Annotated in this window: 10 protein-coding genes; 4 read left to right on the forward strand and 6 right to left on the reverse strand. The window is 52.6% G+C overall.

Annotated elements, in window-relative coordinates; all coding sequences use genetic code 11:
- Positions 1-4: 4 nt before the first annotated feature.
- The 6 genes from Q0072_RS07320 to Q0072_RS07345 all read right to left on the reverse strand — a co-directional run bounded on the left by Q0072_RS07320 (position 5) and on the right by Q0072_RS07345 (position 8481).
- On the reverse strand, positions 5-799 hold the full coding sequence (locus tag Q0072_RS07320; protein WP_298327828.1) for an ABC transporter permease: 795 nt from the start codon (positions 797-799) through the stop codon (positions 5-7).
- A 117-nt stretch (positions 800-916) separates the two neighbouring features.
- Positions 917-1678: a sugar phosphate isomerase/epimerase gene (locus tag Q0072_RS07325; RefSeq protein ID WP_298327830.1), complete on the reverse strand. Its 762-nt coding sequence runs from the start codon at positions 1676-1678 to the stop codon at positions 917-919.
- A 56-nt stretch (positions 1679-1734) separates the two neighbouring features.
- The gene (locus Q0072_RS07330) at positions 1735-2508 is read right to left on the reverse strand and encodes a pyridine nucleotide transhydrogenase (protein ID WP_298327833.1); all 774 of its coding nucleotides are present in this window, start codon (positions 2506-2508) and stop codon (positions 1735-1737) included.
- Between the two features lie 2 nt (positions 2509-2510).
- Positions 2511-3599: an FAD-dependent oxidoreductase gene (locus tag Q0072_RS07335; RefSeq protein ID WP_298327836.1), complete on the reverse strand. Its 1089-nt coding sequence runs from the start codon at positions 3597-3599 to the stop codon at positions 2511-2513.
- A gap of 173 nt (positions 3600-3772) precedes the next feature.
- Positions 3773-5551: a hypothetical protein gene (locus tag Q0072_RS07340; protein WP_298327840.1), complete on the reverse strand. Its 1779-nt coding sequence runs from the start codon at positions 5549-5551 to the stop codon at positions 3773-3775.
- A 245-nt stretch (positions 5552-5796) separates the two neighbouring features.
- Entirely contained in the window at positions 5797-8481 is a 2685-nt protein-coding gene (locus Q0072_RS07345) for a glycosyltransferase (RefSeq protein ID WP_298327842.1), read from the reverse strand.
- A 194-nt stretch (positions 8482-8675) separates the two neighbouring features.
- Here Q0072_RS07345 and rfbC point away from each other — a divergent pair, with 194 nt between their 5' ends.
- The 4 genes from rfbC to rfbA are packed head-to-tail and all read left to right on the forward strand — an operon-like array spanning position 8676 to position 12085.
- Positions 8676-9218, forward strand: a complete 543-nt coding sequence (gene rfbC / locus Q0072_RS07350) for a dTDP-4-dehydrorhamnose 3,5-epimerase (protein WP_298327847.1) — start codon at positions 8676-8678, stop codon at positions 9216-9218.
- 43 nt (positions 9219-9261) lie between these two features.
- The gene (gene rfbB, locus Q0072_RS07355) at positions 9262-10311 is read left to right on the forward strand and encodes a dTDP-glucose 4,6-dehydratase (protein WP_298327849.1); all 1050 of its coding nucleotides are present in this window, start codon (positions 9262-9264) and stop codon (positions 10309-10311) included.
- Positions 10312-10314: 3 nt separating this feature from the next.
- Positions 10315-11214 (forward strand): dTDP-4-dehydrorhamnose reductase, encoded by a 900-nt coding sequence (gene rfbD, locus Q0072_RS07360; RefSeq protein WP_298327851.1) that lies wholly within the window; start codon positions 10315-10317, stop codon positions 11212-11214.
- 1 nt (position 11215) lies between these two features.
- Positions 11216-12085: a glucose-1-phosphate thymidylyltransferase RfbA gene (rfbA, locus tag Q0072_RS07365; protein ID WP_298327853.1), complete on the forward strand. Its 870-nt coding sequence runs from the start codon at positions 11216-11218 to the stop codon at positions 12083-12085.
- The last annotated feature ends 127 nt before the right edge of the window (positions 12086-12212 follow it).

The following is a 12212-nucleotide window of genomic DNA, read 5'->3' on the forward strand; positions in this document are numbered from 1 at the left end:
TCACCTATACCCAGAAAGGAATACGGCGTCTCAGCGGGGGAAACACGAGAGCGCTGACGAGGAGACCCGAAATCATCGTTACAAGGGCCAGAACCCAGAGATGCATGGGGGGCGCATTCCCAAGCAAGGGGTCTCGTATAACCTCAACGAGACCAAAAAATGGATTGTAATCAATTATTACCTTCCGCCATCCTTCCACTTTTCCCGCAGGATACCAGAAAATGGGCGTGACGAAAAAAACGAGCTGCGAAATGTAAGGCATCAGGAAGCGCAGATCGCGAAACCGCGCTGCAAGCATACCCATGACGCATCCCCAAGATAGAATGGTGACGATAACGATTGGCAGCCCCAGCAAAACCGACCAATGCGGAACCTTAAAGTTCTGGACACACACGAGGGCAAAGAAAAACACAATCAAGTTGTGGAGGAAGATAAGCACTGAACGGGTGACGTTTTCGAATACGTAAAAAGTGAATGGATAGGCGTGATTTTTGATTGTGCCCGCCGCGCCGAGGAATATTTCGACTGCTTCGCCCAGCACATACCCCACGAGTCCGTAGACCAAGATCCCGGCCATGATTCGCGGCAGAACCTCATGCAGATTCTGACCCATGATGAGTCCAAAGACTAGGGACAGCGAAAGAGAGGTCGCCACCATGCTACCCGCAATCCACAACGATCCGAGAGCGGTGTTTTTATACTTTGAGGAGATGCCGTGGTAGGCTTGGTGAAACCATACCTTGTAAAGCTTGAGACCGTTTCTCAAGTCCTTCCCGGCCTTGTTAAAATCTGAACTCATTTATTGGACCTTATCTTGCTGCACCGCAAAAAAATCGCGATACTATGTAACTTACTTTGTGTCGGCATGCAATCTCCTGTCGCACGACGAACTTAAAAATCAAAAAAAACCAGTCACTTAATTAGGCAACTCGTTAGGCGCAAATCCGTATGTTTTCGAAACGTATTTCAGGGCTTCTTCAAGGGCTTTCAGATCATCGCCGACCTGTCGCATTTCGATTACCACCCAGCCATCATATCCAGATTGCCGTAACCTCCGGGCTACCGCAGGATGATCACATATCGGCGCTTCAAAGCTGCCGAGGTTCGGCTCGGAAGCATGAAAATGGACGAAAGGCGCTTCATTCAGTTTTTCCACCGGGTTGTCTCCGCCGAGAGTTATGCAGGCGATATCGAAGTGCGTGGCGATAAATGGATGATTACATTCTGCAACGAAGTTCGAAAGCTCGTCTATCCGGTCTAGGAAATCACAGTTATAATACGTTGGCACCGGCTCGATCCCGATAATGTATCCGTGAGACTCAGCGATATCACCCAGCAGACGCATACGCGATAGACCTAAGGCGGTCGCCGCTTCAAGGCTTAAATCACCGCGCTTGCGATTGCCAGGCGCGCCAAAAACTGCGATTTTGGCACCTAGGGCCTGAGCCACGCTACCGATACGCTCCATCTGTTGACATAGGGCCTGAAACCCATGGTCACCTGCAAGCAACTGAGCCTGCGGCTGATTGAAGAGAATGGCCTGTAGGGAGCATATTTCCAAACCGCTTGAATTGCACTTAAACCTGTACTCGTCCAGTCTTTCCGCAGTAAGGCAATCCCACGCGGCCAGACGCGAAGGCGCGACCTCCACACCCGCCACGTTATAGTCCGCCAACAAGTCAAACGCTTCAAATTCCAGCGCGGGGCCCCAAGCAAGATTGCTGACTCCAAGCCTCACAATGCACCCGCCGACACCTTGGCAATCATGCGTGCCATAGCAGCAAATATCTCCTCCTGCCTAAGGATGTATGGCACCTCCGCCCCAAAGACGCCGGCATACTTCGTACGAAAGTCGTAAACAGGCGCTCCTGCGGTCTCTGGCGCCACCTCGGCATCGGGAAAAAAACGCTCGATAAGGGCCTTCATCGTCACCGGTTCGGTCGCGAAATGCACCAACTGCAAGTTCTGCTTTTCCACTATATCGAGGTCGCGCGCTAGGCGCTCAAGCGGGTACCATTGAAATGCACTTCTCGGGTTTATATTGATCGTCCGATGCCTGTTGATGAGATCGTATAATGCGTTCTTCCGTAGATTGTCACCGAACAAAGCCGGCAGACGCACAATACTCGCGTGGGGAAAGCGAGTACGGACGAAACTTTCAAAATAAAGACGGTTAGTGCCGTACGCATTCAAACCAGCCTTGTCTGGAACGCGATCTTCAGTAGCCCCGCAGGGATTCTTAAATACATCGATCGTCGAAATCAACGTAAACGCGTCAGATTCGACATACGACAAATGTGAGATCAGGTCGTCGATCTTCGCCAAATCCTCTGCCGGATTTTCGTTTGCCCACCACTTAACGGCCGAAACGCCAGCGCAGACAAGACGATCGAACTTTTGCCCGCGGATATTCGCGATATTCGCGGAGGCATAAAGGTCGCTGAACGGCTTTTGCATCAGCAAGTTTCCTCCGACGAAGCCTGTATAGCCTATCAGAGCCTCACGCATTTTTAGACCTTGAGATTGAGCGTTTTCTGTTTCAGTGAAGAAAAATCGTCTTCGACCTGATTGTTGGAGAAAGACTGGATAAAATTGAGAATGCGGTCGGAGGCAACGAAAATGGTGTCGATCTTACCCGACATAACCTTGAAGATCCGATTTTCACGATATACACCGCAGCTGCGGTCGTCAAACTTTCCTACAGGCTTCGTTTTGATCGACAATTGCGGACCTATGAAACGGTATGTATCCCTAAATTCTGGGAGGTATCTAGTGATCTGCATCTCCATAGAATCAACCTTGCCTCTCACCACATCAACATTCACTGCATCCCTTAAGCTACGAGCTTCCTGCGGAGTCTGGCAAGTCCCTAGCGGCGTGTGAGGGACGCTGGACAGAGTATAGATATTAGGGTCTTCGGTCGGATAGATCGAGCAAAGAGGCCCATCGACTAACGTAATTGCTGGCAGATTCACTCCGGCTTCGTAATACAGTAATATGGTTGGTTCGTAGAACAAGTTAATAGGCAACCTTTTATGGTGCCCCCATGTAGCCTCCACCAAAAAATCGAAAATCTCGCCATCCACCTCGACGTGCTTACCGTGATCGACAATCTTCTGGACACGCGTCTTCAGGTGGAGGCTGTCGCCGAGGAGAGTTTTGAAGTAATTGCGAGCACGTTCCACGAGAAGGACGCGTTCGTCCACCATCATTACTCCATCCATATTTTTGAGGCCGCCCGCCGTCGCGCTTACCTCTCGATAGTTAAGGCCCGTTGACGTCATGATCAGCTTGTAAGTCTGCCAATCGATCAGGCTGTCTTCGCGCGGGACCGCGTAGATGTTTTCCTCGACTTCACGACTAAGGCCGGAATAACGTTCCATGAAGCGGCTGAAACCGTCACGCGACTGGATGCGCGTGCCGTGGTGACGGGCGTAGTGAAAGCCAAGATGGAGTCGGAACTGGTTGTTACCGGATGCTTCATGAAGCAGACGACCGTGCTGCTCGAAAAGCTTCACCTCGAAGCCGAGCGCCATAAGACTGGTGGCCACGTGACAGCCGTACCAACCACCCCCGATGACCGCAATACGCGCCGCCATATGCGCACCCCTGTTCTCAAATTTACACGACAGAAACTAGAGCGTATGTCGTTTATTTTTATTGGAATTAGCGCTCTGAATTTTTCGTTTAACGCGCCCTTTCATGCGAAAAGTGGGGCACACTTTTCGGAAAGCGCTCTAGAGTCTGCACGTCGAATAATTCACGGTTCGATTTATGCAATACTTTTTATTCTCTCGACTGCCCAGTCGGCAAAATCTTTCGGTTTAATTGTAAAATTTTCACGGTCTGCACCCTCAAATCTCAGCAAAGAAGCGTCATTCGACGGCAAAATTTGAGCCTTTTCAGATGGCATAAAATCTAGGGCTAATGCATCTTCCAAATATAGTTCAGTGTCATAAATCCGGACATCGTATTTGTAATTAATAACACTGCGACTAGAGAATACACCTCCCCTTCCATTAGCTAACCATTTATATTTGGCCAGTCCCGCGCCCCAATGAGTGATAAAATAGTCGCAACGCAAAGCAGCAATGATACTGTCGCTAACAGGGCAAGGCACGATAGATTCAATCGTTACAGGGGGTGAATCCGCAACACTAAGCACGCCTCTTCTTTTTAGAGAACTCAGTTCAGACCTATACCATGCAAGAAATTTTTCCACTTTCTCTTTCTCGATTTCGGCAATAGACTTCTCTCCTTTTATAACAGTTTCCATATGACTGTTCATCAAAGCGGTGCTGTCGTTGCCAATGTAATTATGTCCATCAAAAATGATGTGGTAGCTACCTCCATCGGCAATCAACGCTCGTATCAGCGCCTTGTAGCCGTTAAACTGTTCAGGCCACATGCGGTTTTCGAGGCGGAGACCGATAAGGACGACCTTGCGCCCCTCATCCTTTCGTGCAGCAATTTCGGCATCCAGAGCCGCACTTTTCCTTTCGGCGATTTTCAGAACCCGTTCTCGAAATGCGGTCGTTATCTTGAAAGTGCTGTAAGGGAAAAAATTGTGCTTTTCGATAAACGCGGCTCGGACCAGTTCGAAATCGGTGACGTTACGAAAGACTTGGCTCGCCAATTCGGGGAACACTTCATCGACCGGGTACAAGGGCTCGTCACAGAGGTAATGTACGAAGACCGACAGCCTGCGCCCAGGCTTCAAGCATATACCGAGTGTCGATAATTCATTCCAAATATAATGCCCAATATGGTATTCGCGGAAGCAATGCGCCCTATCGCTTGTTGGACCATCATTTAGTCTTTTCGATATCGCGCTTTTCAAAAAGCAGGTTAGTGTTAAAGCCCGAGGGAATATATCTCGACTGCGCGGCTCAAATTCGTAAGTAACACCTTCAACTGTGTCTAGAACTCCAACAATGTGTTTCTCATGGCTAGAAACTAAAAGTACCAGGCTCGACCACTCGGGATGATCATTGTAACCTAAGAAGTCGAAATTATTGACCATAAAGAAGAAGCGCCAAGAAATAGTGTCTCCCTCATCGTTGTCAGCCTCTATGGAACCTTTTTCGTACTGCTCATAGGTAATGAACTGTGGGAAACAATATCCCTCTCCCACCGCGTACGCATCCGCCTTGAGGCGCCGAATGAACGACATAATGCGCGCCTGTCGCTCGGTCTGCGGCGCGTCGAAAGTTTGAAAGGACAGGTGCGGATAGCCCGGTTGGAAACATGGACTGTGGCGACCAAGCAAGTCGCCCAAATCAACCAGGTCTTTCAGAGCCTGCTCGTCAACCTCGGCCGCCTCGGCGTCACTTAATGACGGACCTTCGCCAAGATAAAGGTTTCTTATGACGTCTGGATCAGCCGGGTCGAGGTGCGGGACCACCACATTAAGTTCATGATCGAGAATCCACAGCGCCCTCAGATCTCCGCTCACCAGCCGCATGAAAATACACTTTTGAGTGTAGACGGCATACTCCGGCCCCCAGTCCCCTGTAAACCGCGGCAAGGTTGGCCCAAAGGACTGAGACACGACCAATCCCGGGAAAATGCAGGTCATCTCCGTGTCACTGATCGTGATATTTCTTGTGTGAAGAACCATAAAACCTACCAACTAAATCTGAAGACCCGCCCCTGTGGCGAGTTCACCACCCCGTACTAAACAGCAGCGCTGCTCGTGAAATTAATTAAAAAAATCAACAAATAAAAAAATGACAACCATCCATCAAGGCCAATCCGACGGGTTGAACGCCGAACTTAAGCGACAGGACAATATCTTCAGCCACTTGGCAACAGCGTATTTGGTGCGTTTTCCAGAGATGCATCGGCAAAGTCTTGGCTTTCGGCGGCCTCCGTACAGATTTGCTCAAGCATATTGGAAAGCACTCGGGCCATGGCCTCGGCACTGTGATACTCTCCGACGAGACGGATGGCAGCATCCGAAAGTTCACGCCATGCCATATCGTCAAGGCCATACAGTTCAATAACGGCTTTCGCAATAGTCGCAGCTGAATCCGCTTCCCGGCCAAATGCCTTGATATCGGACGGCATCCCTTCAATGGCAACAGGCGTCCCTACCACCGGCAGCCCATGCGCCATGGCGGTGACAATCTTGCCTTTCGCCCCAGCACCGTAGCGAAGCGGTGCCACGAAAACGCGCGCTTGCTCAAGCCTTGCCGTAAGATCTTTAACGTAACCAGCGATGACTACGCGCTCTGACTGCAAGGCTTTAAGCTCCTCTGGTGGGTTGTTCCCGATGATAACCAGCCTGGCCCCTGGACAGGCTGCGGCAATGCCCGGCCAGATGTGCCGGATCATCCACAAGGCCGCATCTAGGTTAGGCGGGTGGCCGAAACTACCGATAAAAACGATATCAGAGCGCGCATAGGCAGGCGCCGATGCCCCGGCTATGGCAGACACAAGAGGCAGCACCGACACACGAACCGAGGGGTCGTAGTCGATTAGGAGGTCTTTTTCGACGCTGGAATGGACGAACGTGCCGTCGACGCCCTGAACGATATCCATCTCCAGTCGCTTCATATACACGGCATCGGCCAGAAGCTCCGGATTGTTTTCCACGATGGACTGACGTTCGAGGCGCAGATAGTGCAAATCCGCGTTTAGATAAAGAACCCGTGCGTCGATATTTTGTGTTTGCAGTATAGACAAGGCCCGTCCCGCCGGTGCCGGGCGAATGAGTTGCAACACGGAGATATATGGGGCAAAGCGGCCCAGAATTTCCCCCATAGACGATTCGTAAGGGGCATATAAGCACTCGACACCCATGGCTTGAAGCGCCGCGGTCCGGTCGCCGTCGTACAGGAAGTTGTCCTCTGGTAAAAAGATGACGTGGTAACCAAGGCTGAGATACGCTTTCATAAGCGCGACTGTCGCTGCCGATCCTGCATCTTGGTCCGGGGTAGGCGTAACGGAGTCGAGCATTAGGACCACTTTTTTAAGAGGCCGGTTGCGCTCTAGCCACGGCTCAACACCGTTTTCCCTGTGGCCGGCGAGAACCGGCGCCCATCGTTCAAGGAATTTTTTCTGGTTCTCGACTTGGTAGGCCTTAACACCCACTCCTGTGTCCGTTCCCGACGTGACCCCCTCATAGTGTATAACCCTGGACAGGGGCGTCATCCACACCTGTTGTCCACGTTCCCTAATACGGAACGCCATATCCGTGTCTTCGTAATAGGCCGGCGCGAACAACGGATCAAAGCCGCCAAGCGACTCCCAAATATCTCGGCGCAAAGCAATCGAACACCCCGACACATAGTCCACACGACGGGCATGACTGTACCGGGGCCGATTGGGGTCATCATTGCGTCCGTAATTCCAAGCCGACCCGTCTTTCCAGACGATACCCCCGGCCTCCTGAAGGCTGGCATCTGGAAAATAAATCTTGGAACCGACCAGTCCGGCGTTCGGTAAGGTTTCAAGCCCCTCGATCAACGCATCAAGCCACCCGCTGACAACCCGTGTGTCGTTGTTGAGGAGAACTACATAGTCCCCGCGTGCTTCGCCGACCGTTATGTTACAGTTGTGCAGAAAACCGACATTCACCCGATGCCGCACGTAGCGGATACCTTTTATGCTGCAGAGTATGGCCTCGGTACTGTCAGGCGACGCGTCATCGCCAACGATTATCTCGAAAGCATAGCGAGACCGATGCGACAGCAGCGCGTGAAGGCAGTTAAGAGTATAGGCGACCTGACCATAGACCGGGATAACTATGCTGACGACCGGCGCGGACAAGTCCCGATCCATTTGATTGAGAATGCGAACGGCGGCGTCCATATCTGGCTGGCTTTCAAATATTCGCGTCGCTGCCGCAAACTCCTTCGCAGCCCGTATCTCGTCTATCACCGCATCATCGGGTCGCTGATCGTAAGCAAGATGCCCGCCCTCCCGAGTAGCGCCGTCGCGGCGGGGCCAATTGACCGTTCGCCAGTCATCTACTCGCAGAAAACCTTCTGGCCTTCCACTACCGAAATTGGACGGCTCGAAACGTCGGCCCTCGATGTAGCCATGGGAAAGAAAGTGGACATATGGGTTGATCCCAGCCTGCGCCACATCTGCATGCGCAGCGAGATAGAAAGCAGTATCGAAAAAAGGTTCTGGGTCCAGTTGGTTTTTCACGCCGTGCATTGCAAAATGTCGGATCGGATCTTCCGGTTCACTGCTGTCGAAAGGATTCTGGCGGAGATAGAAGTCACTATCAAAATTAGAGTGCCGCAGGGCGCGCAGATCGAAAAGAAGCTTGAGGCCTTCGCGCGCACCCATTTTTTGGGCCCATTTCAGCGTCGTCACTAAATCTCCGGCCAGCGCGGTGGCATTGCCTGCGCGCAGCCATTGCGCTCTCTTTTCGGTTTCAGCGTTACCCATTGACCATGGCAAGGGTTGTCTGGACGATTTTCTGAGAAAGATCTTCTGGTCCAGCCACTGGATAAATTGCCCGAGCAAAGGATACGGCTCCCGGATTCATTGAAAAAAAATCGATAGGAGCACTACACCAACACGACAATCAAAGGAAGCCTCTTGATCTCTGATCGCTGTCAAGGCATGAAGTCGAATTTATAAACGAAGCCTGCCGGTGCCAGTTGCCTCCTGTGGTCGCAGCCCCCGTCATGAGTTGAACATTTTGCGGGTATATTTTTATGAAGTTTGCGACTTTCGATGTAGCTGGTCCAGCTATAATCACGCCGACAAAGATTGGCGATGCGCGCGGCTATTTTATGGAGACATATAAGGACGCTTGGTTTCGCGAGCACATCGCGGATGTCACATTCGTCCAAGATAACCAATCGATGTCAGCACAGGTAGGTACTATACGCGGCCTTCATTATCAAAAGACTCCGTTCGGTCAGGGCAAACTCGTGCGCTGCCTAAAAGGTGCAATTTTCGACGTCGCGGTTGATATAAGGCACGACTCGCACACATTCGGTCAATGGGTTGGGGTTACCCTTTCGGCGGCTGGGGCGGAGCAGTTGTGGGTTCCCGAAGGGTTCGCGCATGGGTTTTGCACGCTTGAGCCCGATACCGAGGTTTTCTATAAAGTGACCAATACGTATTCGCGTGAGCATGACGCGGGACTGGCCTTTGACGACCCCGAAATTGGAATCAACTGGCCGATTGATTTGGCAACTGCGATATTGTCCGATAAAGACAAATTGCAACCTCAGCTTCACGACCTACGATAAATATTTTTCTCTTTCACAACGCGATTCATTTCAAGGATTATAGATGCGCATTCTTGTCACAGGCGGAGCTGGTTTCATTGGTTCAGCACTGGTTCGTTACCTGGTTTCTGAGGTAGGAGCGACCGTTCTTAATCTCGATAAGCTGACCTATGCCGGCAATCTGGCCTCGCTGGCGCCGATCGAAGGTGCCAATAATTACAGCTTCGTTCAGGCGGACATCTGCGATTATGCCAAGGTTGCGCAGACGATTGCTGACTTCAAGCCTGACCACATCATGCATCTGGCCGCCGAAAGCCACGTGGATCGCTCGATCACCGGAGCGAAGGATTTCGTTGAAACCAATGTGATGGGCACCTTCTCAATGCTGGAAGGCGCGCGTCATTACTGGAATTCTCTGACGGGTGACGCAAAGGCGGCTTTCCGCTTCCTGCACGTCTCGACCGATGAGGTCTATGGCTCGCTGGGCGAAACCGGCCTTTTTGAAGAAACCACGCCCTATGATCCGTCGTCGCCTTATTCGGCGTCGAAGGCCGCTTCGGACCACCTGGCCAAGGCCTGGCACCGCACCTACGGTATGCCGGTCGTCGTATCGAACTGCTCGAACAACTATGGTCCTTACCACTTCCCGGAAAAGCTCATTCCGCTTAACATCATCAATGCGATGCAAGGCAAACCGCTGACGGTTTATGGTGACGGCTCCAATATCCGTGACTGGTTGTATGTCGAAGATCACGCACGTGCCCTGCACCTGATCTGCTCGACCGGCCGTCTGGGGGAAACCTACAATGTCGGTGGCCGCAACGAGCGCAAGAATATCGACGTCGTCAACCGCATCTGCGCAATCCTCGACGAACTGCGTCCGCAGAACGCCCCGCATTCGAATCTGATCACCTTTGTCACCGACCGACCGGGTCACGACCATCGCTACGCGATCGACGCCACGAAGCTGGAAAACGAGTTGGGCTGGAAGGCGCGCGAGAACTTCGACACCGGCATCCGCAAAACGGTTGAGTGGTATCTGGAGAACGAGCATTGGTGGGGTCCGCTGCGCGGCGAATACACCGGTGAGCGTCTCGGCGTTTTGAAGGCCTGAGCCATGCGCATCCTTGTCACAGGCACCGAAGGTCAGGTTGATACCTCTCTTAAAGCATTGGGAGAGCAGATGGGGATCGAAGTGATCCGCATCGGTCTGCCCGATATCGACCTGTCTAAGCCCGACACCCTCGCCGGTCCGGTGCGTGCGGCAAACCCTGACGTCATCATCTCTTCGGCCGCCTACACAGCGGTTGATAAGGCGGAGAGTGAAACCGAACTGGCTCAGGCCATTAATGGCGATGGTCCAGGTGCTCTGGCGAAACTGGCGGCTGAGCTGAACGTGCCGATCCTGCATCTCTCGACGGACTATGTCTTCGCGGGTGACAAGACGGGCGTCTATGACGAGACGGATACTCCGGCTCCGGTCAGCGTCTATGGCCTGACGAAGCTGTCTGGGGAAACACAAATCGCGGCGGCAACGTCCAATCACGTCATTTTGCGCACGGCGTGGGTTTATTCGCCCTATGGCAATAACTTCGTCAAAACCATGCTGCGGCTGGGCGAAACCCGTGACGAGCTGAATGTCGTTGCTGATCAGCGCGGCTGCCCGACCTATGCGCCGGAGATCGCCCGCGCCCTGATCGCGGTGGCGCAGCGTGTGGTGGCTGACCCAGATCCCGCTCTGAGGGGTGTGTTCCACCTGACGGGGCAGGGGGAAACAACCTGGGCCGGCTTTGCCGAACGTATTTTTGCCGGCTCGGTGGAGCGCGGCGGCAAGCCAGTCAAGGTCAATCCAATCCCGACGGAGGCCTATCCGACACCGGCCAAACGGCCTGCCAATTCGCGACTTAGCGGTGAAAAGTTAAATACATTTTTCGGGTTACGTTTAGACCCGTGGGAAAAATCATTAGATGAATGCCTGACCGCCCTGACGGGTAAGTCGGCAAACGAGGTATATTGATATGAAGGGTATTATTCTCGCCGGCGGCAGCGGTACGCGCCTCCATCCCATGACGATTGGTGTCTCCAAGCAGATGATGCCGGTCTATGACAAGCCGATGATCTATTATCCGCTGTCCACCCTGATGATGGCTGGTATCAGGGACATTCTGATTATTTCGACGCCGCACGATCTGCCGCTGTTTAAAAAGTTGCTGGGTGACGGCAGCCAGTGGGGCATCAACCTCGAATTCAAAGAACAGCCTTCGCCGGATGGTCTGGCTCAGGCCTACATCATCGGGGCGGAGTTTGTCGGTTCGGAACCGTCTTGCCTGATCCTGGGTGACAACATTTATTACGGGCCGTCCCTGCCCCTCTTCCTCGAAGATGCCGCCAAGATCCAATCGGGCGCCAGCGTCTTTGCCTACCAAGTCTCAGACCCTGAGCGCTATGGCGTCGTTGAGTTCGATGAGAACTTCAAGGCTCTGTCGGTTGAAGAAAAGCCGATCCGCCCGCGCTCGAACTGGGCGATTACCGGCCTTTATTTCTACGATCATCAAGTCGTTGATATCGCGGCGAACCTCAAGCCCTCCGCGCGCGGCGAATACGAAATCACCGACGTCAACCGTGTTTATCTGGAGCGCGGCGAACTGAGCGTGCAGGCCATCGGCCGCGGCTATGCGTGGCTCGACACCGGTACGCCGGACAGCCTGCTCGACGCCGCCGAATTTGTGCGCGTGCTCGAAAAGCGTCAGGGCTTCAAGATTGCCTGCCCGGAAGAAATCGCCTGGCGCAAGGGCTTCATTGACGACGCTCAGCTTGAGAGCCTGTCGATTACGCTCGGCAAGAGTGACTATGGTAAGTATCTGCGCAAGTGTTTGACGTTATCCTGACGCGCCAAGAAATCACACTGGATTTGTTTTTCGGACCGGTTAAGTTATTTAGCCAACTTAATCGGTGATTTTTACTTATGTATAGAACCCCGCTATGAGAGCTTTGTTTCTCTTGAGCGCGGGTATT

The organism is Asticcacaulis sp. (assembly GCF_027484505.1).
GTDB lineage: Bacteria > Pseudomonadota > Alphaproteobacteria > Caulobacterales > Caulobacteraceae > Asticcacaulis.

Bases quoted from the DNA above. Each gene is read 5' to 3' on its own strand.
- rfbC (WP_298327847.1), top strand. From the start codon at position 8,676: ATGAAGTTTGCGACTTTCGATGTAGCTGGTCCAGCTATAATCACGCCG.
- rfbD (WP_298327851.1), top strand. From the start codon at position 10,315: ATGCGCATCCTTGTCACAGGCACCGAAGGTCAGGTTGATACCTCTCTT.
- rfbA (WP_298327853.1), top strand. From the start codon at position 11,216: ATGAAGGGTATTATTCTCGCCGGCGGCAGCGGTACGCGCCTCCATCCC.
- Q0072_RS07335 (WP_298327836.1), bottom strand. From the start codon at position 3,599: ATGGCGGCGCGTATTGCGGTCATCGGGGGTGGTTGGTACGGCTGTCAC.
- Q0072_RS07320 (WP_298327828.1), bottom strand. From the start codon at position 799: ATGAGTTCAGATTTTAACAAGGCCGGGAAGGACTTGAGAAACGGTCTC.
- rfbB (WP_298327849.1), top strand. From the start codon at position 9,262: ATGCGCATTCTTGTCACAGGCGGAGCTGGTTTCATTGGTTCAGCACTG.
- Q0072_RS07330 (WP_298327833.1), bottom strand. From the start codon at position 2,508: ATGCGTGAGGCTCTGATAGGCTATACAGGCTTCGTCGGAGGAAACTTG.